The 22,041-nt window shown below is 66.1% G+C and carries 16 protein-coding genes; 11 read left to right on the top strand and 5 right to left on the bottom strand.

The window, feature by feature from the left end:
• Positions 1-82: 82 nt before the first annotated feature.
• From EEB19_RS24105 to EEB19_RS24070, 8 genes are all read left to right on the top strand, one after another.
• Positions 83-1,486, top strand: a complete 1,404-nt coding sequence (locus EEB19_RS24105) for an FAD-binding oxidoreductase (RefSeq protein ID WP_187589855.1) — start codon at positions 83-85, stop codon at positions 1,484-1,486.
• 34 nt (positions 1,487-1,520) lie between these two features.
• Positions 1,521-1,868, top strand: coding sequence for a cupin domain-containing protein (locus EEB19_RS24100; protein WP_187589854.1), 348 nt, complete (start codon positions 1,521-1,523; stop codon positions 1,866-1,868).
• Positions 1,869-1,907: 39 nt separating this feature from the next.
• Positions 1,908-3,401, top strand: coding sequence for a CoA-acylating methylmalonate-semialdehyde dehydrogenase (locus EEB19_RS24095; RefSeq protein ID WP_187589853.1), 1,494 nt, complete (start codon positions 1,908-1,910; stop codon positions 3,399-3,401).
• Between the two features lie 82 nt (positions 3,402-3,483).
• The gene (locus EEB19_RS24090; protein ID WP_187589852.1) at positions 3,484-3,879 is read left to right on the top strand and encodes a tautomerase family protein; all 396 of its coding nucleotides are present in this window, start codon (positions 3,484-3,486) and stop codon (positions 3,877-3,879) included.
• Between the two features lie 70 nt (positions 3,880-3,949).
• Entirely contained in the window at positions 3,950-6,346 is a 2,397-nt protein-coding gene (locus EEB19_RS24085; protein WP_187589851.1) for an MFS transporter, read from the top strand.
• Positions 6,347-6,763: 417 nt separating this feature from the next.
• Positions 6,764-7,384: a TetR/AcrR family transcriptional regulator C-terminal domain-containing protein gene (locus EEB19_RS24080; protein ID WP_187589850.1), complete on the top strand. Its 621-nt coding sequence runs from the start codon at positions 6,764-6,766 to the stop codon at positions 7,382-7,384.
• A gap of 156 nt (positions 7,385-7,540) precedes the next feature.
• The gene (locus EEB19_RS24075) at positions 7,541-9,226 is read left to right on the top strand and encodes an acyl-CoA dehydrogenase family protein (protein WP_187589849.1); all 1,686 of its coding nucleotides are present in this window, start codon (positions 7,541-7,543) and stop codon (positions 9,224-9,226) included.
• 338 nt (positions 9,227-9,564) lie between these two features.
• A complete protein-coding gene (locus tag EEB19_RS24070) occupies positions 9,565-10,752 on the top strand; it encodes a diguanylate cyclase (RefSeq protein ID WP_187589848.1) in 1,188 nt (395 codons plus the stop codon).
• A gap of 98 nt (positions 10,753-10,850) precedes the next feature.
• On the opposite strand, the gene EEB19_RS24065 is transcribed toward EEB19_RS24070, so the two are convergent.
• The 3 genes from EEB19_RS24065 to EEB19_RS24055 are packed head-to-tail and all read right to left on the bottom strand — an operon-like array spanning position 10,851 to position 15,474.
• Positions 10,851-13,286 (bottom strand): PEP/pyruvate-binding domain-containing protein, encoded by a 2,436-nt coding sequence (locus EEB19_RS24065; protein WP_187589847.1) that lies wholly within the window; start codon positions 13,284-13,286, stop codon positions 10,851-10,853.
• Positions 13,287-13,291: 5 nt separating this feature from the next.
• A complete protein-coding gene (locus EEB19_RS24060; protein ID WP_187589846.1) occupies positions 13,292-14,269 on the bottom strand; it encodes a TIGR03617 family F420-dependent LLM class oxidoreductase in 978 nt (325 codons plus the stop codon).
• Entirely contained in the window at positions 14,266-15,474 is a 1,209-nt protein-coding gene (locus tag EEB19_RS24055) for a hypothetical protein (RefSeq protein WP_262365886.1), read from the bottom strand. Before EEB19_RS24055 ends, EEB19_RS24060 begins: the two co-directional genes overlap by 4 nt.
• Before the next feature lie 50 nt (positions 15,475-15,524).
• Here EEB19_RS24055 and EEB19_RS24050 point away from each other — a divergent pair, with 50 nt between their 5' ends.
• Entirely contained in the window at positions 15,525-16,124 is a 600-nt protein-coding gene (locus tag EEB19_RS24050; protein ID WP_187589845.1) for a TetR-like C-terminal domain-containing protein, read from the top strand.
• Between the two features lie 171 nt (positions 16,125-16,295).
• Here EEB19_RS24050 and EEB19_RS24045 read toward each other — a convergent pair whose 3' ends face one another.
• Positions 16,296-17,666 carry an FAD-binding oxidoreductase gene (locus tag EEB19_RS24045; protein ID WP_187589844.1) on the bottom strand — a complete coding sequence of 457 codons (1,371 nt, stop codon included), beginning with the start codon at positions 17,664-17,666 and terminating at the stop codon, positions 16,296-16,298.
• Positions 17,667-17,834: 168 nt separating this feature from the next.
• On the opposite strand from EEB19_RS24045, the gene EEB19_RS24040 reads away from it, so the two are divergent.
• Both EEB19_RS24040 and EEB19_RS24035 read left to right on the top strand, forming a co-directional pair.
• Positions 17,835-18,764: a serine/threonine-protein kinase gene (locus EEB19_RS24040; RefSeq protein ID WP_187589861.1), complete on the top strand. Its 930-nt coding sequence runs from the start codon at positions 17,835-17,837 to the stop codon at positions 18,762-18,764.
• 224 nt (positions 18,765-18,988) lie between these two features.
• Positions 18,989-20,494: an amino acid permease gene (locus tag EEB19_RS24035; RefSeq protein ID WP_187589843.1), complete on the top strand. Its 1,506-nt coding sequence runs from the start codon at positions 18,989-18,991 to the stop codon at positions 20,492-20,494.
• Positions 20,495-20,826: 332 nt separating this feature from the next.
• Here the strand turns inward: EEB19_RS24035 and EEB19_RS24030 are convergent, their stop codons facing one another.
• Positions 20,827-21,951 carry an amidohydrolase gene (locus EEB19_RS24030; RefSeq protein ID WP_187589842.1) on the bottom strand — a complete coding sequence of 375 codons (1,125 nt, stop codon included), beginning with the start codon at positions 21,949-21,951 and terminating at the stop codon, positions 20,827-20,829.
• Positions 21,952-22,041 lie beyond the last annotated feature (90 nt).

Here is a 22,041-nt window from a genome sequence, read left to right as displayed (position 1 = left end):
GACTATCGGGTTCGCGTATGTCACCGGTCACAGTTCCCGCCCAGACTGGGTCACGATCAATCATCGAACGTTGGAGGAAACAATGGTGGTTCGCGACGTACACGCGCCCCACGGCGCGTCGAGCAGCGTCGGGATCTCGCTGTGGAGTGAGGACCGCGTCGGTGGCATCCGACCGGCGTTAAACGGCGACATCGATGTCGACATCGCGATCGTGGGCGCAGGCTTCACCGGACTGTGGACCGCCTACTACCTGCTCGAGGCAGACCCGTCGCTACGGGTGGCACTTCTCGAACGTGAGTACGCCGGCTTCGGAGCATCCGGGCGCAACGGCGGGTGGGCATCGTCGATCTTCCCGGTCTCACTCGCGCACGTGGCCAAGCTCTACGACCACCAGTCGGCGCTCAACCTTCAGGCCGCGATGAACGACACCGTGACCGAGATCGGTGACGTCGTCACCGCACAGGGCATCGAGTGCGATTACGCTCGCGACGGCTTCGTGTCCCTGGCACGCAATGATGCGCAACTCGCCCGCGCAGCGGCCACCGTCGCCGGCTCGGACGCATTCGGCACGCGCGGGCAGTGGAGCCTGCTGTCTCAGGCGGAGGCCCAGGGCACCATCGCTGCCACAGATGTGCGCGGTGGGATCTTCACCGAGCACTGTGCACTACTCCAGCCCGACCGACTGGTCCGTGGGCTCGCCGACTGGGTGGAAGATCACGGCGGGGTGATCTACGAGCAGACCGCGGTCACATCGATCGACGACGGAGTGGTGACGACCGATCGCGGTCGCGTCACCGCGACCGCAGTCGTACGGGCCACCGAGGCGTTCACGCCGGAGTTCGCCGCCTACCGCCGCAATGTCGCTCCGCTGTACTCGCTGGTGGTCGCGACCGCCCCGATCCCCGCCGATGTTCGCGAGAGTCTCGGTCTCGATGGGCGCACAGCATTCAACGACATGCGCAATCTGCGAATCTATGCTCACCCCACGGCCGATGGGCGACTGGTATTCGGTGGGCGGGGCGCGCCTTACCATTTCAATTCCAAGGTGCACTCGTCTTTCGACGTCGACGACAAGATCCACACCAAGATCATCTCGACGATGCACGACTTCTTCCCGCAGCTGCGCGATATCCCGATCACTCACCGCTGGGGCGGGCCGCTCGGCGTACCACGCGACTGGTTCCCCTCCGTTGGCTACGACCGGCGCACCAAGTTGGCATGGGCAGGGCCGTATGTCGGCGACGGGGTCGCGACGAGCAATCTCGCCGGACGCATCGTACGGAATCTCGTCCTGGACCGTCCCGACGACCTCAACAGCCTTCCGATCGTGAACCACCAGTCGAAGAAGTGGGAGGTCGAACCCTTCCGCTGGCTGGGGGTCAACGCCGGGTTGCAGGCGGCTTCCGCCGCCGACGTCGAGGAGCGCACCACCCACAAACCCTCGAGGATCTCGGCCATGCTCGAGAAGCTCACCGGCGCACACTGATTCGCACATCCCCCTTGATCACGAGGAGACGACCATGACCTCACTCATCCATCTCGACTCGCTCACTGTTCGCGGTGAGCTCACTCCCTCCGGTCAGCGGCCCGGCGCGGACAGCGGCGACCCCCAACTGCGCACGCTCCCGATCGAATCGGGAACAGAAGCGCAAGTCGGTATCTGGGAATGCGAACCCGGGGGATGGCCGGTCATCGACCGCCCGAACACCGAGACTTGCTACATCATCTCCGGCCGCGCCACCCTCACCGATGACGCCACAGGCCAGGTCACCGAGATCAGCGCAGGAGACTTCGTCACCCTGCCACCGGGTTGGTCGGGCCGGTGGGACGTGACCGAGACAATCCGCAAGGCCTACTCGATCTTCTGAATCGAACCCATTCCTCGACAACCATTCTGGAGAATCACCATGCCCACGACCATTTCCCATTGGGTCAACAACAAGGCCTATCCCGGTACCTCGAGCGCGACGGCGCCGGTGACCAACCCCGCCACGGGTGCGGTGACCGGCGAGGTGGCCCTGGCCAACGTCGAAGATGCCCGCGCCGTGATCGACGCCGCCACCGCGGCGTTTCCGGCCTGGCGTGACACCAGCCTGGCCAAACGCACCGCCATCCTGTTCCGCTTCCGTGAACTTCTCGAGGCCCGCAAACCCGAACTCGCCGCCATCATCACCGCCGAACACGGCAAAGTCCTCTCCGACGCCCTCGGCGAGATCAGCCGGGGCCAGGAGGTCGCCGAGTTCGCCTGCGGCATCCCGCATCTCCTCAAGGGAGGATTCACCGAGAACGCCTCCACCAAGGTCGACGTCTTCTCCATTCGTCAGCCACTCGGCCCGATCGGCATCATCAGTCCCTTCAACTTCCCCGCCATGGTGCCGATGTGGTTCTTCCCCATCGCCATCGCCGCCGGCAACACCGTGGTGCTCAAGCCGTCTGAGAAGGACCCGTCGGCCTCGCTGTGGTTGGCCGAACTGTGGAAAGAAGCCGGCCTGCCCGAGGGCGTGTTCAACGTCCTGCAGGGTGACAAGACCGCCGTCGACGAACTGCTCACCAACAGGGCAATCAAATCGATCAGCTTCGTCGGGTCGACGCCGATCGCCCAGTACGTCTATGCCACAGGTACCGCCGCCGGCAAACGGGTCCAGGCATTGGGTGGCGCCAAGAACCACGCCATCGTCCTGCCCGACGCCGATCTCGACCTCGCGGCCGACGCGATGGTCAACGCCGGCTTCGGCTCGGCAGGCGAGCGCTGCATGGCCATCTCGGCCTGCGTCGCGGTCGGACCGATCGCCGACGACCTCGTCGCCAAGATCACCGAGCGCGCCAAGACGATCACCACCGGTGACGGCACCACGAACGCCGACATGGGACCGCTGGTCACCGCCGCCCACCGCGACAAGGTCAGGTCGTACGTCGACGCCGGCGAGAGGGACGGCGCCACCATCGTTGTCGACGGCCGCGCCGTCGAGGCAGATGGATCTGCCGACGGGTTCTGGCTGGGTCCGACGCTGCTCGACAACGTCACGACCGACATGAGCGTGTACACCGACGAGATCTTCGGCCCGGTCCTGTCCGTCCTGCGCGTCGACACCTACGACGAGGCCCTGGAACTCATCAACTCCAACGAGTACGGCAACGGCACCGCCATCTTCACCAACGACGGCGGCGCAGCCCGACGCTTCCAGAACGAGGTCGAGGTCGGCATGGTCGGGATCAACGTGCCCATCCCGGTCCCAATGGCCTACTACAGTTTCGGCGGCTGGAAGAACTCACTGTTCGGCGACACCCACGCGCACGGGATGGACGGCGTCAACTTCTTCACCCGTGGCAAGGCCATCACCAGCCGCTGGCTGGACCCGTCGCACGGTGGTCTGAACCTGGGCTTCCCCCAGAACGCCTGAGCGTCCGGACCGACAACACAATAGCGGCGCGGGGACGAGATCGTCCCCGCGCCGTCGCCGTCCATCAACGAAAGTTCCCACCATGCCCCTGGTCCACATCCATGTCATCGACGGACGACGGCCTCCGTCACGTCTGCGCGAACTGGCCGACGCCGTCCAGACCGTGATGCTCGATCACTTCGACGCCCCCGATCGCGATCGCTACCAACTCATCACCGAGCACCGCCCGGGCCACATCATCGCCGAGGACACCGGACTCGGATTCGAACGCACGGACGACATCGTCGTCATCCAGATCTATCAGCAAGGTCGCACGGTCACCCACAAGCAGGCCGCATACCGCTCGCTCGCAACCGAACTCGACGCTCGAGGATTGGTGCGGCCCGACGACCTCATCATCTCTGTCGTGCCCAACACCAAAGAGGACTGGTCGTTCGGGGGTGGCTCCGCCCAGTTCGTGGAAGGGCTGCTGAGTTAGCCGCACCGTCGCCGGGCTTGGCATGTGCACGATACATATGTAGGGTACACAACCCGAGGAGGGTGCCTACATGACCACTACGCCGACCGGCGATGCACCGGCCCGGGAAGACACCGTGCCGGTGGACAGCGAACTGACCGACGACAAGCACACCGGAGCCGCGCTCGCCGTGGTCGCCGTGCTGTGCTTCGGCGGCCTGGTCGCGTCTCTGATGCAGACGTTGATCATCCCGATCCAGCCGGAACTGCCGAAATTGCTCGGCACATCGATCTCGAATGCGTCATGGGTCGTCACCGCCACGCTGCTCGCCGCGGCCGTCGCGATGCCGATCGCAGGCCGCCTGGGTGACATGTTCGGCAAGAAGCGCATCATCCTGGCGAGCTCGATCCTGTTGATCGCCGGATCGCTCGTGTGCGCGCTGAGTTCGGCACTGATCCCGATGATCGTCGGACGCGCGATCCAGGGTCTGGCGATGGGATTCATCCCGCTCGGCATCAGCCTGATGCGGGAGGTGACCCCGCCACGCCTGACCTCGATGGCGGTGTCGGCGATGAGCGCGACGATGGGCGTCGGCGGCGCGATCGGCCTGCCACTGTCGGCCTGGGTTGCCCAGCAATGGGATTGGCATGCGCTGTTCTGGGTGTCGACCGGTCTCGCCGTCGTCGTCACAGTGCTCGTCGCGTTCGTCGTCCCGCACATCGACGACAGCACGGGCGAGAAGCGATTCGACGTCATCGGAGCCATCGGCCTGGCGATCGGCCTGTCGGGCGTACTCATCGCCGTCTCCAAGGGCAACGACTGGGGATGGGGCACCGGCACCACCCTCGGCCTGCTGTTCGGCGGGCTCGCCGTACTGATCGTTTGGGGCATGTTCGAACTGCGCCACCGCGCACCGTTGGTGGACCTGCGGACCACGGCGCGTCCCGCGGTGCTGCTCACCAACATCGGCGCCATCGCGATCGGGTTCGGCATGATGGCGCAGACGATCGTCGTGCCCCAACTGCTCGAGATTCCCACGGCCATGGGCGGTCTCGGACAGACTCTGCTCGCGGCCGGCCTGTGGATGGCGCCCGGCGGGTTGATGATGCTGGTGTTCGCACCCGTCTCGGGCACGCTCATCAACACCATCGGTGCCAAGTACACGCTGGCGATCGGCGCGACCGTCCTCGGACTGGGTTACCTCGGCGCGTTCCTGCTGATGAATGCACCGTGGCAGTTGGCGCTGGCGTCGGTGATCTGCTCGGCCGGTGTCGGCATCGGCTATGCGGCGATGCCGACCCTGATCATGGGGGCTGTGCCCATGACCGAAGCAGGTGCTGCCGTCGGGCTCAACGGCCTGATGCGGTCGATCGGCACCACCAGTGCGTCGGCGGTCATGGCGCTGGTCCTGACCAGTTCCACCGTCTCCTATGGGCCGGTCGACGTGCCGAGCCATTCCGCGTTCCGGTGGTGCTTCCTGATCGGGGCGATCGCCGCGTTCGTCGGTGTCGCGATCACGTTGTGCATCCCCATCGCTCGTCGGCGGGCAGGCAACGTCACCGGGCCCGATGCCGGAGGCGACCCGACGGAATCGGTCGAATCGTCGCTTCCCGAATCACTTGCCGACGAGGAGGCCGAGCAGACTCAGGCCGTCCCGACCAGATCGACCGACGCGGAACTCACTCAGATGGCCGACCCCTCACACGGTCCGCGGCCGCGTGTCGCCGGTCGGATCACCGCCGCCGACGGCACAGCACTGGACCGTGCTGCCATCACCGTCACCGACCTTCGCGGCCGCCAGACCGGGGCGACCGCGGTCGATCCGGACGGCTCCTACGCCGTGTACGGGATCGCCGACGGCACCTACACCGTCATCGCCACCGCGCCCGGCCGCTCGCCGAGGGCGATGACCGTCTCGGTCGTCGGCGAGGCGGTCTTCCGCCGCGACTTCGCACTCGCCGGCGGTGCCACGGTTCGCGGACGAGTGCGCAATGCCCACGGCCCGGTCGCCGCACAGTTGATCGTCACCGACCAGTCGGGTGCCGTCGTGACACAGACCGAAGCCGACGACGACGGACTGTTCGCGATCACCGGACTGTCCGACGGCGACACCGTGGCCGTCACCGCATCTGCACCCGGCTGCCAACCGGCCAGTCAGCTGGTCACCGTCAACACACCGACCGGATACGCGGACCCGCTCGACATCGTGCTGGTCGCCAACAGCGGACTACACGGCTCGGTCCGCACCCCCGATGGCACCGCACTCGAAGGCGCCACCGTGTCGGCGATCGGCCCGGATCAGACGATCGTCGCGTCGGCCACCACCGACGCGGACGGCCGATACCGCATCGAAGGCCTCACCGACGGACGATTCACCGTCGTCGCGAGCATGTACGAACCGGCTGCCGTGCAGGTCAGCATCGTTGCCGGACAACGCAACACCGCAGACATCGGGCTGGGGACGGGGCGGGATTCGGCGAGGTCGTGAGGGTCGATCGGCCACGGGCATCCGCATGAAGGTCACCTCAGCGCCGAGCAAAGTGGATTATCCACTTTCCTCGGCGCTGTGGGGATCCTGATGCGGGGGTGATCCTGATGCGGGGGTGATCCTGATGCGGGTGATCCCCATACGGCGGGAGCTTCTCCACTCGATGGTTTGAGCACGCGGCGATTCACGGTGCAGGCACGCCACATTCTTGTTGTCATACAAAGGATGCGAGACCGTTCCCATATGGCACTACCGCGATCGACTCGTGGGCGAGGCGCGGCGACGCGCGAGCGGCTGTCACATACGACCGGCCGCCACACCCTGCTGATCTGAACGCGACAGTGGTCCAGACCGTTCGCTCCTCAACCCCGCGGCATATTGTTTGCCATACAAACAAGGGTGTGGCACCGTGCTCCCATGACCACTTCCGGACGGGGGACCCGCGAGGCCGGCAAAGCGACGCGCCAGACACTTCTGCGTGCGGCCACCGAGGTGTTCGAGGAGCTCGGGGAGACGGCATCGGTTGCCCAGATCTGCCGCAACGCCAACGCCTACCCGAATCAGGTCACCTATTACTTCGGCTCCAAGGAGCACCTGTTCGTCGAGGTCGCGTGTGCCGCCGTGCTGCGCGCCGGCCGTCATGCCGAGGAAGCCGCATCGGCGACGACGACCGTCGGCGAGTACACGCACGCATTGATCTCCACCCTCCTCGGCGGGCAGGCACGCAACGTCGAACTGTTCACCACGGCGATGTCGATGGCGTCGCGGCGCCCCGAACTCCGGCCGCAGATCGCCGAGGTACTGTCCGATCTGCATCGTCGGGGGGCGGAGGCCCTGATGCGCACGCTGGTGCGAACCGGTTGGGAGTTGCGCGCACCGATCGACGTCGAGGCAAAGGCGTTCTGGTCCGCGATCTTCGGGCTCGTCATCCAGCAGGCGGCCGCGTCCGACGAGCTCGACTACAGTCTCGAGGACGCCGTCGCGATCGTGTTCACCAACCTCCAGATCCCGGAACAGGTGCTGCAACATGCGATTTGATGGAGTGGCGGTGGTCTCGATACGCCTCGCGCTCGCTGCGCTCGCTCGTGGCTACTCGACCAGCGAGACACGCGCCCGCCGCGCACGCACGCGGCCACTCGACCAACGGGATGCAGCAATCCTCACCAGCGGAACAGACGTTTTGAAAGGCAACTCATGACCCACTCCACTGAGACCTCCACGCATCCGAAGCCGCACACGACCCACACGGTGTTCAACCAGTCGACGCCGCGCGTGGACGTCAACGAGTACGAGCTGAACACCGTTCTGCGTGAATCGGTTGCGCGACATGACGGCAGTTGGGCCGACGACGAACTCCGCGAGATCGGCGAACTGGTCGGGAGCGCACAGTTCCAGCACGATGCCCATCTCGCCAACACCATCACGCCGGAACTGCACACCCATGACCGGTGGGGCAACCGGATCGACGAGGTCGAGTATCACCCTGCTTACCATCGGATCATCTCGGCGTCGGTCGCGCACGGCAGCCACACCCGATGCTGGGCCGACCCGCAGCCCGGCTCCCACGTCGTCCGCGCCGCGAGCTTCATGCTGTTCGGTCAGATCGAACCCGGTCACGCCTGCCCCGTCTCGATGACCCACGCCGTGATCCCCTCCCTGGAACTGCAACCCGATGTGGCCGCCCAATGGGTTCCGAAGGCGTTGTCCCGCAGCTACTCCCCCGATCTCGGCGCAGACAAGGCCTCCGCCATCTTCGGTATGTCCATGACCGAGAAGCAGGGCGGCTCCGACGTTCGCGCCAACACAACGATCGCTACACCGGTCGGCTCCGGCGGACCTGGCGCCGAGTACCTGCTGACCGGACACAAGTGGTTCTGTTCCGCACCGATGTCCGATGCATTTCTCGTGCTCGCCCAGGCGAAAGGACCCGGCGGAGAAGGACTCTCCTGCTTCCTGCTTCCCCGTATCCTACCCGACGGCACCCGCAACGTCTTCCGCATCCAACGACTCAAGGACAAGCTCGGCAACAAGTCGAACGCATCGTCGGAGATCGAGCTCGACGGGACCGTCGCGGTGATGGTCGGCGAGCCCGGGCGCGGTGTCCGCACGATCATCGAGATGGTGGCACAGACACGACTCGACTGCGTCCTCGGCAGCACGGCCGGGATGAGGCAGTCGGTCGCCGAGGCCGTCTGGCATGCGCGTCACCGCGACGCATTCGGCGCCACCCTGGCCGATCAGCCGGCCATGACAGCCGTATTGGCCGATCTCGCATTGGAATCCGAGGCCGCGACGGTCACGGCGATCCGACTCGCGCGGGCGCACGACGAGGACGCGAGCGATCAGGAGCGCGCGTTCCGTCGTCTCGCCACCGCAGTCGCGAAGTACTGGATCTGCAAACGCGGCCCCCATCACTCCTACGAGGCCCTCGAATGCCTGGGCGGCAACGGATACACCGAGGACTTCCCCCTCGCGATGCGCTACCGCGAACAACCAGTGATGGCAGTGTGGGAAGGATCGGGCAACGTCATCGCGCTCGACGTCTTGCGGGCGATGACTCGCGAACCGGAGTCGATCGCGGCGTTCGACGCCGAGATCAGCACCGCGCTCGGCGCCAACCGCACGCTCGATCTGCACCTCGAGAGGCTGCGCGATCAACTCGGCGAACTCGCCCGGATGGATGCCGCCTCGGCGCACCGACGAGCGCGCGGAGTGGTCGAGTCGATGGCGCTGGCACTCCAGGCATCGCTTCTGGTGCGGTATTCGCCTGCGGCAGTGTCGGATGCGTTTGTCGCGGCGCGCCTGGGTGAGGATCGGGCGTTTGAGTACGGCGCGCTGCCCGATGGTGCAGACCTGGCGGGGATTCTGGAGCGGCACTGAGGGTTCGGGCCCTTCGTGACGCTCGCAAGCTCGCTCCTCAGGGACCGGCGGTGACGCACGCTCGATCCTCAGGGATCTGGTGGTGACGCTCGCAAGCTCGCTCCTCAGGGACCTGGTGGTGACGCTCGCAAGCTCGCTCCTCAGGCACCTGGGTGACGCTCGCAGGGTCGCTCTCAGGGATCTAACTGACGCTCGCAAAGCACATCATCGCAGCTCATGCCGCTCACCTCGCAGAAATTACAACACCTGTTTAGGATGGCGTATCAGAGCGCGTCACCCTGGGTCGGGGCGGCGGAGCCGCGTTCAGCACGTCAGCAACTAGGGGCGGGACGCGAGCGGTGTACCTCGACGAATATCAGGCGGTGGGTGCGGGCAATCTCCGAGGAGACGTCCGCATCGCGTCGTCGCAGGCCTACGACGAACCAGACCACGTGCTCGGGCAGATCGAGATCTCCGAGCGGCTACCTCGCTACGGCATCGCCGGTCTGACCTTGGCATTCGGGCTGATGGGATTGCTCAGCACGTTGTCGCCCGACGGTTCCGCGGGTAGCCCGCTGCGGATCGCGGCGATCGTCGCGATCAGCGCGACGACCATCCCGGTCGCCATCGTCGTGGCGCGGGTCAATCTGTCGTCGATGTGGTGGTCGAAGAAAGCGGCGATCCGGGGGATCAACACGGCGTTCGTCGTGTACGCCGACGTCGGCGTGACCGCTGCACTGTGCACCTTCCAGAATCCCGCGATGGCGCTGCACGGAACCGCCCTGTTCGCAGTCATCGGCGGATACGTCGCACACTTCGTCCGCGCGCGGACAGCGATCTACCACGGCATCTTCACCACGGTCGTGATCATCGGATGCGGGATCGCGACCTGGGCGATCGGACTCAGCTGGTCCAGTGCGCTCTACTCCACCCTGATCTCACTGGCGGCCGCGAACGGCATCCTGGGGCTCTTGTGCATCTACTCCACAGAGTCACAGCGGGCCCTACGCATCCAGCTGGAATCGGCCAACACCGATCCGCTGACCGGCGTGCTCAACCGCCGCGGCTTCCGGTATCGGGCGACGTCGGCGGTGCGCCGCAACAGCTCGACCTACGCGACCGCGGTCGTCGACATCGACAATTACAAACAGATCAACGACCAGTACGGCCACGCCACCGGGGACGCCGTCCTCGCACGGGTTGCGGCAATGCTCGTCGACGTCGTGGGCACCGACGGCGTGGTCGGGAGACTGGGCGGCGACGAGTTCGCCATAGGGGCCTCGATCGATCGCGAGGCCATGATCGATCTCGCCGAGCGGATCCGCGACCATGACATCGAACCCCTTGATGGGCGTCGCATCACGATGAGCACGGGTGCGGTGGTGCACGACGAGCGGGCGCGTACCGGTTCCCGCCGTTCGGCCGACGCGATCGTGACCGAATCGATCCTCGCCGCCGATCGGGCACTGTTCGACGCGAAGAAGGCGGGGCGGAACACGTTTCGGATCGCTTCCACGCTGGTTTCGTCGGGTCAGTGCCCCTCGTGACACTCCGCTGGCGCTCCGTTCCTCAGGGATCGAGACGACACTCCGCTGGCGCTCCGTTCCTCAGGGATCGAGAAGACACCCCGCTGGCGCTCCGATCCTCAGGGATCGAGGCCCAATCGCGTGACCAGTCCCCGGTCACCGTCGACCCGGACATGGTCACCGGTCCGGAGCACATGGGTGGCGGCCAGCGTGTTCACCACGCAGGGCAGACCGTATTCGCGGGCCACCACGGCGCCGTGCGACACGGAACTGCCGATATCGGTGACGAGTGCGGCGATGACCGAGAAATAGGGTGTCCACCCGACGTCGGTGACCGGCGCGACCAAGATCTCACCGGGTTGCACCGAACGGGCATCGGCAACCGTTCTCGCCACGCGGACAACGCCTTCCACGACTCCACGGCCCGCCGGACGGCCGACGATCTCTTGGCCGTCGAGGTCGTGCTCAGCGGTGACGACGCGCGGAGTCGGGCGCCCCACCGACACATCGTCGAACTCCAACGTCTCCTGATACGCCAGGGCTTCTCGACGCTGCGATGCCGCGAACACGAGGTCGCCGATGTCGTCGACGCCGACAACCCGAGCCAATTCCGCTCGGTCGAAGAAGAAGACGAGATCCGCATCGGGCAGCCGACCCGATGCGGCGAGCACCTCGCCCAGCCGGCGATAGCCTCGCTTGAGCCGGTGCGCCATGAGGGCCATCTTCGACTTCGTCAACTCCCGACCGCGCGCCCCTCGCTGGGCCAGTCCGGCCAGTGCGCGGATGGATGCCGACGTCGACGACGCCGATTCGGTCGACGGTCGCGGGGCTTCCTCGGGGTCGAGGGCGGCGCGCACCATGACCTGCATCATCGCGCCCAGCCCGGCGGGATCCTCGGCCCACGACGGGTCACGCATGCACAACTCGCGATATCCGCGGTGTCCGTGACGATTCAGGAAGTGCCGCAACGCAGTACCGCAGGCACCGTCGGCGACCTGCAGCGCGCTGACCGCCTGCTCCGGTGTGGCCGAGAGAAACTCCTCGGCGGCCGTCGCATCGGCGACGATGGCCCGTACCACCGAGTCGAGTTCGCCGAGCATGAGCGCACTCTCGACGTCGGCGGCCCCGGCCATCAGGCGCATCGCCTCGGCGCGCCCGTCGTCCTCGCCACGGCCGTCGGCGATCGCCCGCCGGATCAGCACGCTCTCCAGGATGTTGGCGGCCACCGCGGCGCGTGAGGACGACCGCACGTGGGTCAGCGTGACGTCACAGTACTGTTCGACACCGGATTCCAACGCCCGCAACAGTAGTTGCGCATCATCGGTGCTCGGTATTCGGAATCCGGCGATCTGTCCATCGAGGCGGCGGATCTTCGGTCCGACGGACAGCGCATATGTGGAGAGCCGGATGGTGTTGCCGAGCTTGCGGCGGAACGGTTGTGGGGGCTTGGGAGTGAGCTCGTCGATCACCCGACCGCAGATCGACATGGAGAACTGCTCGAGCGAGTTGCCGAGGATGCCGGAACTCAGGCCGGTGCCCTCGGTCATGTCGAGAAACATGTGACCGTAGAAGTAGCCGACCTGCAGCCACGGTGTGGCGTAGCGATCCTGTGCCCGCGCCACCACCTGCGTCATCTGCATCGCGTAGTCGATCGCATATCCCGACACCGCCGCGGTCAACGGGCAGAACGCACCCGGCATCATCTCGCCGATGTTGCAGCGTGTGTACACATGATCGGCACCCGCCAACGGCGAGTCCATCTCGTTGAGATCGCCGGGCAACGTGGTGATCGGCCGCGCCTGCAACCACCACAGTTTCCCGGACCGGTCGATCGCCCACTCGAGGTCCATCGGCCTGCCCCAATGATGCTCCGCCCGCAGTGCACCCGAACGGACCTCCGCGATCTGCTCCGCCGACAACACCGCCCGCTCGCCGATCGACTCCACCACCCGATCGCCCTGGGCATCCAGCACGATGTGGTCCGGCGACGCTGTCCCGTCGACGAGTGAGTCCCCGAGTCCGGCGACGGCGTCGATCACCATCAGATCGCGTCGACCGCTGGTCGGGTCGGCGGTGAAGACGACGCCCGCGGCACAGGCGTCGACCATCGTCTGGACCACCACATGCATCGTGGCACCCTCGCCCCCACCGTAGGATTCGGCCCGACGAGAGTGCACGGAGGCGATACACGTCTGTACCGCCGCGGCGAAGTCGTCGGCGGAGTCGACCCCGAGGACGGTGTCGTACTGACCGGCGAACGACTGGTCGACCCCGTCCTCCCCGACCGCCGACGACCGCACCGCGACCGGAGTCATCCCGGCGGCACGCATCTGCGAAAACCGTTCCAACGCAGCATTGCCCGCATCAGTCGCCGACGCGTCGACGGTTACCTCCTTCGCCGACGCGTCGACGGCTACCTCATTCGCCGACGCGTCGACGATGACGAATCCGCTGGGAACGGAAAGCCCGAGACCCCGCAGGCGCGCGAGTCCGGCGGCCTTACCGCCGTAGCGGTCGTCGGTGATGTCGTCGAGTTCGACGGTTGTCGGCGCCATGTCGCTCAGCTCAACTCGTCGACGATCTCGGCCAGCGCGTCGACGCCGATCGGACCGGGCTGGTACAGGCAGATCCGGTCGGACACACCGTCGACCCGATCACGGATGTGTGCGGCGATCTCCTGCGCGGAGCCGCACGCGGCGATAGTGTGCAAAATGTCGTCGTCGATCAGGCCGGCCATCTCCTGCCAGCGACCCTGCTTGGACATCGCATTGAGTTCCGGTTGCAGATCACCCCATCCGTGGGCGTCGAGAACAGGCCGGTACGCCGGGGTCGAACCATAGAACGCCAATAGCATTCGCGTCGAGGTGTGGTCGTCGCCGACCGAGACGATGATCTCGGGTACGACGTCGAAGTCGTCCTCGGACCGTCCGGCAGTCGTCAATCCCTCTCGCACACAGGGCATCGTCGTGTCGTGCAGGAATCGTTTCGAGCCGAACGGCATGACCAGCAGTCCGTCGGCCACCTCCGCGGTCGCGCGCGTCATCCGCGGGCCCAACGCTCCGAGATAGATCGGTGGCGGCCCGAACGGGTTCGGGCCGGGGACGAAGGTCGGCGTCATCAGGGTATGGCGGTGATACTTGCCGCGATAGTCCAGCCGTTCACCGTCATTCCAGGTGGCGAAGATCGCCCGCAGCGCACCGACCATGTCCTTCATCCGCGCGACCGGGCGATCGAAATCGGCGCCGTAACGCTTCTCGATCTGCGCGCGCACCTGCGTGCCCAGGCCGAGGATGAAGCGGCCCTCCGATAACAACTGGAGGTCGTTGGCCTGATGAGCGAGCTGAATCGGATTGCGGGGAAGCGCAATCGCGACATTGGACATGATGTCGAGGTCCGGCACCGACGACGCCAGTACGAGCGGGGTGAACACGTCGAACGGCCCCTCGAAGGTGAACACACCCGACGCGCCTGCCTCTCGGAGGGCTGTCGCGCGTTCCAGGGCGTCGGTGGGTCCGAACAGCGCCGTCGAGACCTTCATGCCGGACTCGCCTGCTCCTCGGCGGATGGCTGGGCACGATCGGCGGATGGCTGGGCGCGATCGGCGGATTCCTGGGCACGGTCGGCGGGGGTTGCCGCGACATCGGTCCACTCGGTGAAGCCCGACGGGTGATGCGGACCGATCACGCCGTGCTCGAACAACCCTGCGCCGTCGCGTCGTTGTCCATCGGGCTCCGTGCACACCGCGGAACAGACGTGGTCGATCAGGCTGAACGCGGCCCCCGCCATCACGTCGGGGTCGGTCAGATCGAAGCTCACGCGCTCGGTGAACGGACCTCCCTTCCACGTGCCGTGCGCCCAGGTTGAGTCGCCACCATAGCCCGCTCCGAACGCGATGGGCGCGAACAGCTTCGACTGAACCTCGAGATGTATCCGATCGCCGGCACGGTTCAGGAAGTCGATCTGCGCGCCGTCCGGAATCCGCGTGCCGGGCGTGTAGTGGACGGTGACCCGCACCCCGTCGAGTTGCTCGACGCGTCCGTCGCGCCAACGTCGAGTGCAGTCGTAGAGACTCCGGTGTCCGTCGGGATCCTCCTGCAGGATCAGGAACAGGTGGAAGTCGTCGAAGGCCAGCGGGAGGTAGAGCCACCACATCCCGCGGAACGCTGCATCCGGCCGCCCGGGCGGCTCGGCCTCTCCGACCGGCCGGATTCCCCACGATCGGTCACGACTCGCGACACTGGAATCGTGATCGACGGTGAGCCGTTCCCCGTCGACGTCGATCCACCCTTCCCACGTCCCGACCTGCGCAAAGCGACTCGCCTGCAACGTCACTCGACGATCGGTCAGCATATCGTGCGGCTTCTCGAGGGCCGCCGGGAACAGGCCGCGCCAGGTCAGGTCCGCGGCGATGCCCTCGGTGTCGGCCAACGTCAGGTGCATCTCCTGCAACGGCTCGACGACGTCGAGTCGATAGCCCCCGACGTGCTGGTTCAACCGATCGTCGTCGATGGCATCGCTCAGATGTACTGCGGTCTGGGTGTCGCCGCGGCGGACGACGAAGTAGGCGTCCTTCACCCCGAGCCGCGGGTAGTAGCCGATTCCGGTGAGCGCCATGAACCGGCCGGCACGGTCGAGCACGTTGAAGTAGGAGCGATCGTAGAAATTGCGATCCGACGTGGCGGGCCAGCTCACCGGCGCCGGCGTCTGATGAATCGGGTACTCGTCGAGCGGGCTCAGCTTCACAAACGCTCCCTCTAATACGATGCACACTGTATTGGAACTATGCTCAGGTCATGACAGCAGAAAGCCCCGACGAAGGCAAGAGGCAGTCCCCGCCGCCGGGGCGGCCGCGTGACGGCAGGATCGATGCGGCCATCATCACCGCCACCCGCGAGTTGATCCTCGAGACGGGCTACTCCGCGTTGTCGTTGTCGGCGATCGCGGCACGCGCCGGCACCACCACCGCCGCCATCTACCGGCGGTGGTCGGGCAAGGCGCAACTCGTCCACGAGGCCGTGCTGTCTGCCGAGATGCTGCCCGCGCCGGACGGCCCCGCCGACATCCGTGCCGACATCCGGGCGCTGGTCGACACGGTTCGCGTGATGTTCGACAGTCCGGAAGTGCGGATGGCACTACCCGGCCTGATCGCGGACACCGTCGCCGACCCCGACGTCCACAGCATGATGATCACCCGACTGGCCGGCAATCTGACCGCGTTCGAGACCCGCTTCGGCCGGGGTCGCCGCGACGACGATCAGTTGCCGATGCTCGCCGAGGTGGTCGCCGGCACCGCGATCTTTCGCATCCTCATCCGCCGGGACGCCGCGCTCGACGACGCCTGGGTGGACGAGATGACCGAGATGATCACCGAGGGCTGGCCGTCGGGGGCCTGAGCGGAGTCTCACTCAGACGATGGTGCCGACCTTCGTGACGCCCTTCGCAGGCTCCGGGCTCCTCAGGGACCGAAGTTCGTCCGCCAGATCAAATGATCCTCAGGACCGAAGTCTCGTCCGCGCCCGATCAACTGGTCCCTGAGGAGCGAGCTTGCGAGCGTCGCGAAGGGCCTAGAGGATGACCCCCGGATTGAGCAGCCCGTGCGGGTCGAGTGCGTTCTTGATGGTCGCGGTGAGGTCCATGACGTCGGGGCCGACCTGATCGGGCAGCCACCCCTTCTTCAGCCGCCCCACGCCGTGCTCACCGGTGATGGTGCCGCCCAACGAGATCGCGAGATCCATGATCTGACCGAACGCCCGCTGCGCACGGGCCGCCTCGTCGTCGTCGGTGGGGTCGAACACGATGAGTGGGTGGGTGTTGCCGTCGCCGGCGTGCGCGATGACCGAGATCATCACCTGATTGTCATCGGCGATCGCGGCGACGCCGTCGATGAGGGTCGGCAACTGTGGCAACGGCACTCCGACGTCCTCGAGGAGCAACGATCCGATCTTCTCGACCGCGGGAATCGCCGCTCGCCGAGCCGCCGTGAACGCCTCACCCTCGGCCGGATCGTCGGTATCGAACACCTCGCTCGCCCCATGCGTTTCGAACGCCTCCCGGATGATCGCGACCTCGGCGGCACCAGCCGGCCCCGGGGCGTCGGACTGGGCCACGAGCAGAGCACCGGCCTCTCGGTCGAGGCCCATCCGCAGCATGTCCTCGACGGCGTTGATGGAGACCGAATCCATGAACTCGAGCATGGCCGGCCGAATCTGCGAGGTGATGGCCAGGACGGCCTGACTGGCGTCGTGCACCGAGGAGAAGGCGCCGACGACGGTACACGCGGGCGCCTGCGGCGGCAGGAGGCGCAACGTCACCTCGGTGATGATCCCGAGGAGTCCCTCGCTGCCGACGAACAGTTTGGTCAGGGGCAGTCCGGCCGAGTCCTTGAGTTGTTTGCCGCCGAGTCGCACCGCGCGGCCATCGGCCAGCACCACCTGCAAACCGAGTACATAGTCGGTGGTCACGCCGTACTTCACACAGCACAACCCACCCGCATTGGTGGCGACGTTGCCACCGATCGAGCAGATCTCGAACGACGACGGGTCCGGCGGATACCAGAGTCCGTGGGCGGCGGCGGCCGCCTTGACCTCGGCGTTGAACAATCCGGGCTGGGTGACGGCGGTGCGGGTGGTGGTGTCGATGGTCAGCTCACGCATCTTCTCCGTCGAGAGCATCACCGCGCCGTTGACCGCGGTGGAGCCGCCGGACAGGCTCGTCCCGGCGCCGCGCGTGATGATCGGGATCTTGTGCTCGGCGCACCAGCGCACGACTGTCTGCACCTGCTCGGTGGTGGTCGGACGGATGAGCGCCAACGGGGTGCCGGCGTCCGGGTCCTGTGCGCGGTCCTGGCGGTACGCGGCGAGGATGTCGGGATCGGTGACCACCATCCCGTCGGGCAGCGAGGCGGCGAGATCCGCCGGCGAGATGACGTCGACCATGGTTTCCACTCTAGTGTTCTGCGTCACGATCGCTGTCGACACGTGCAGAATGAGACGGGTGAGAGCCGTCGCCGACCCGCTGATCGCCGCCCCGGCGCTGCGACGGTGGTAGCGGTGGCCTCGAGCGGACAGCGCGCCCCCGGCACGGTTCACGGATACGCTGACGTGGTGTTCGGCGCGGGCGAGGTGGTGGCCGGCTACACCATCGACGAGTTCCTCGGCAGCGGCAGCAGCGCCGAGGTCTATCGCGTGCACCGGGACTCCTCCGACGATCCCATTGCGCTCAAGGTGCTGCACACCCGGCCGAACGACCGACAACGCGTGCGCGAACGGTTCGAACGCGAGTTCTCCATCGCCGCACGCCTGCACCATCGGCACATCGTCGGCATGTATGCGCGCGGCGAGATCGACGCGGACACGGTGGGCCGCGAGAACCGTTCCGATGCAACGGTGTTGTGGATGGCGATGGAGTTCATCGCCGGGACGTCGGCCATGGAACTGATCCCGGAACGTGGTGCCGAGCCCGACACGGCGACCGTCGTGGAGATCGGCGGCCAGATCGCGGCCGCACTGGACTACGCCCATTCCTGTGACGTCCTGCACCGCGATGTGAAGCCAGCCAACATCATGGTGGGGCGGAATGGCATCGGGTCACGGTCCGTACTGACGGATTTCGGGATCGCCCAGCTGCTCGACGACGCCCGCCCGCTCGCTCGCAACGGGCGCGTGCAGGGGTCGATCGCCTATGCCGCTCCGGAGCTGTTGACCGCGCAACGACTTTCACCTGCCACTGATCTGTATGCGCTGGCGGCGAGCATGTTCGAACTGCTCACCGGGGAACCGCCCTTCCCACGGGCCACCGCCTTCGCCATCACCTACGCACACATCCACGATCCCCTACCGAAACTCACCCGGATGCGACCGTGGCTGCCATCCGCCCTGAACTCCGTGTTCGCGAGGGCTCTCGCGAAGAACCCGGGTGAACGGTACGAGACCTGCACCGAGTTCACCGAGATCGTGAGGCGCGCACTGCGCGACGTCCCGACCCCGGACGCACCCCCTCGACGACGACTGTGGCGCCGACGTCACGTCGTCTAGCGAAGTAAACTCGGACATGGCTCCGAATCGATTCTGTTGCAGCAGTATTGCCGCATCAGACCTGGGATGGTGCCCGAAATGTCCGCTCGATTGTTTACATCAGCGGCAAGTCCGTTTCATATGTGATCGATAACGTCGGCTGACGTTGGACCGTGAATCGCGGCAGGGGGTCACGTGATCGGAATCCTGCATGCCCTGCACCACCCGACCTCAGGGGGAAGACCATGACGGCCGAATCACCGACGTCCTACGACACCTCGGCACTCGCGCACGAGGACGAGGGCTATCACAAGAGCCTCAAGCCGAGACAGATCCAGATGATCGCGATCGGTGGGGCGATCGGCACCGGCCTGTTCATGGGCGCCGGCAGCCGCCTGCACGACGCCGGGCCGGGCCTGTTCATCGTGTACGCATTCTGCGGCGTCTTTGTGTTCTTCATCCTGCGCGCCCTCGGCGAACTCGTTCTGCACCGCCCGTCGTCGGGCTCCTTCGTGTCGTACGCCCGCGAATTCTTCGGGGAGAAGACAGCATTCGTCACCGGTTGGCTGTACTTCTTCAACTGGGCGGCGACGGCGATCGTCGACGTCACGGCGGTGGCCCTCTACGTCCACTACTGGGGCATGTTCGAGGCCATTCCGCAGTGGCTGATAGCCCTGATCGCACTCGGCATCGTCCTGACGATGAACGTCATCTCCGTGAAGCTGTTCGGCGAGATGGAATTCTGGGCGTCAATCATCAAGGTCACCGCACTCGTGACCTTCCTGGTCGTCGGCATCGTGTTCCTGGCCGGACGCTTCGAGATCGACGGGCAACCGACCGGGATCTCGGTGATCGCCGACAACGGCGGCATGTTCCCCGTCGGGCTCTTCCCGCTCTGCATCGTCACCTCCGGTGTCATCTTCGCCTACGCGGCAGTCGAACTCGTCGGTATCGCGGCCGGCGAGACCGAGGATCCGCCGAAGGTGATGCCACGCGCGATCAATTCAGTCATCCTGCGGATCGCCGTCTTCTACGTGGGGTCGCTCCTGCTGCTGGCGTTGCTCTTGCCCTATACCGAGTTCAAGGAGGGCGAGAGCCCGTTCGTCACGTTCTTCTCCAAGATCGGGGTCCCCGCGGCGGGCGGGATCATGAACCTGGTGGTCCTGACCGCGGCGATGTCGAGCCTCAACGCCGGCCTCTACTCGACCGGACGAATCCTGCGGTCGATGGCGATGAACGGCAGCGGACCGGCCTTCACCGGCAAGATGAACCGCAACGGTGTCCCGTTCGGAGGTATCGCCCTCACCGGCGCGCTGACCCTGCTCGGCATCATCTTGAACCTGTTCGTCCCCGAGGACGCGTTCAACATCGCGCTCGATCTGTCAGCACTGGGCATCATCTCGACGTGGGCGATGATCATGGCCTGTCAGATCCAGCTCTACCGGTGGGAACAACGGGGAATCCTGTCGCGACCGTCGTTTCGGCTGCCCGGCACGCCGTACACGAGCTACGCGACCCTGGTCTTCCTGGCCGCCGTCGTCGGACTCATGTGTTACGAGAACATCTGGAATCTGATCGCGATCGTCGTGCTGATCCCTCTGCTGGTCGGCGGGTGGTATGCGGTGCGGGGCAAGGTGATGACGATGGCGGCGCAGCGTCAGGGTTACACCGGCGAGTACCCGGTGGTGCCGCAACCGCCGGTTCCGGAGGGCCCGCACCCGCACCACCACACCGAGGATGACGAGGACTGACGGCAAGAGGGCGGGTGGTCTCGATACGCCGGGCTCGCTACGCTCGCACGGCTACTCGACCAGCAGAACAGACGCCGGGCTCGCTACGCTCGCTCGGCTACTCGACCACCACAACAAACGCCGGGCTCGCTACGCTCACAGGGGCTTCCACCGATGGTTGAGTAGCGACGCACGAGCGCAGCGAGTCCGACGGGTATCGAAACCACACCCCACAGACAAACACATGCGCGTGCCACCCGTGGTCTCGATATGCCGGGCTCGCTACGCTCGCACGGCTACTCGACCAGCAGAAGGAGCGCCGGACGCGTATCGAAACCACGACCCACGAGACCTCACTCGATCCCGTACACCCGCATCGCGTTGTCGCGGAACGCCCTCGCCAGGACGTAGTCACCGCGCGGGGCGAGGAGGTCGACGAGTGCGCCGATGATCATGTCGAGCGCAGCGTTGGGTTTGTCGATGGGGAAGTTGGAACCGAACATGACGCGGTCGGCGCCGAAATGTCCAACCACATGCTCGACGAGCGGGCCGACCATCTCGGCGAGTGTGCCCCGACTGCCGATGTTGCCCCACCGCTCTCGTCCGTAGCCGAGCACGGGCAGCCCGAGACCGGACATCTTCACCATCACGTTCGGGCACGCGGCGAGGGTCACCATCCGTTCGCGCCAGAGTCGCAGGATGTCCGCGCGGGCCCCTGCGGTCGCACCCGTACGGGCACCCACCGGACCGAACACTCCCACCGGTGCACCCATGTGGTCGACGACGATCGTCACCTCCGGATACTCCCGGGCCAGGGTCACCACGTCGTAGAGCTGATGCGAGTACACGAAGGCGTCGAAGACGAGGCCCCGCTCGGCGACCTCGGCGAACCCCTTCAGGAAGGCCGTCGAGGCGAGGATGCCGTCGACGTCGGCGCCGTTGCGGATCTTCGGGTCGGGATGGCGGGTGGTGATCCACCGGATGCCCCGCAGCCGGTCGGTCAGTACGCTGTGCTCGTCGAGGAGTTCGCCGAATCGCTCCGAGCGCGGGTCGGCATGCGCGACGATCGCACCGAGCCGCGGCGACTGGCCGACGCCGAACGGCAGACCCATCACGTAGCGGGTCTCCTCGACGGCCGAGCGCCCGGCCGGCGATTCCGCTCGACCAGCTGTCTCGTCACTGCGCCAGTGCGACTCCATGTGCACGACGGTGTCGATCGGGACGCCGGCGATCGTGGTGACCGCCGACGCATCGCCGAGATACTGCATCGGTTCGTAGACACGGGCGACCGTGCTGGGGGTGAGGACGTACTCGCGGTCGGCCTGCGACACGGCCATCGAGAACACCCGGTCACCGAATGCGGGCACGAAACGATAAAGCTTGGACAGGCGATTCGCCGCCCACGGTGTGCTCCGCGGATTCCACTGGTGCAGATGGGCATCGACAATGCCCGTAATCACACCATCGAGCGTGCTCACGTACTCGACCCTGCCACAGTGCCCGCGAATCCGACATCGAATGATCGATCGTAAGTCGTCGTCGATCCACCGCTAGTCTGATTACCCTTG

The organism is Gordonia sp. OPL2, assembly GCF_003797825.1.
In the GTDB taxonomy this organism is placed as follows: Bacteria; Actinomycetota; Actinomycetes; order Mycobacteriales; family Mycobacteriaceae; genus Gordonia.
This window is presented reverse-complemented; position numbering and strand designations above follow the sequence as displayed.

Bases quoted from the DNA above. Each gene is read 5' to 3' on its own strand.
- EEB19_RS24105 (WP_187589855.1), top strand. From the start codon at position 83: ATGGTGGTTCGCGACGTACACGCGCCCCACGGCGCGTCGAGCAGCGTC.
- EEB19_RS24100 (WP_187589854.1), top strand. From the start codon at position 1,521: ATGACCTCACTCATCCATCTCGACTCGCTCACTGTTCGCGGTGAGCTC.
- EEB19_RS24095 (WP_187589853.1), top strand. From the start codon at position 1,908: ATGCCCACGACCATTTCCCATTGGGTCAACAACAAGGCCTATCCCGGT.
- EEB19_RS24090 (WP_187589852.1), top strand. From the start codon at position 3,484: ATGCCCCTGGTCCACATCCATGTCATCGACGGACGACGGCCTCCGTCA.
- EEB19_RS24085 (WP_187589851.1), top strand. From the start codon at position 3,950: ATGACCACTACGCCGACCGGCGATGCACCGGCCCGGGAAGACACCGTG.
- EEB19_RS24080 (WP_187589850.1), top strand. From the start codon at position 6,764: ATGACCACTTCCGGACGGGGGACCCGCGAGGCCGGCAAAGCGACGCGC.
- EEB19_RS24075 (WP_187589849.1), top strand. From the start codon at position 7,541: ATGACCCACTCCACTGAGACCTCCACGCATCCGAAGCCGCACACGACC.
- EEB19_RS24065 (WP_187589847.1), bottom strand. From the start codon at position 13,286: ATGGCGCCGACAACCGTCGAACTCGACGACATCACCGACGACCGCTAC.
- EEB19_RS24060 (WP_187589846.1), bottom strand. From the start codon at position 14,269: ATGAAGGTCTCGACGGCGCTGTTCGGACCCACCGACGCCCTGGAACGC.
- EEB19_RS24050 (WP_187589845.1), top strand. From the start codon at position 15,525: ATGACAGCAGAAAGCCCCGACGAAGGCAAGAGGCAGTCCCCGCCGCCG.
- EEB19_RS24045 (WP_187589844.1), bottom strand. From the start codon at position 17,666: ATGGTCGACGTCATCTCGCCGGCGGATCTCGCCGCCTCGCTGCCCGAC.
- EEB19_RS24035 (WP_187589843.1), top strand. From the start codon at position 18,989: ATGACGGCCGAATCACCGACGTCCTACGACACCTCGGCACTCGCGCAC.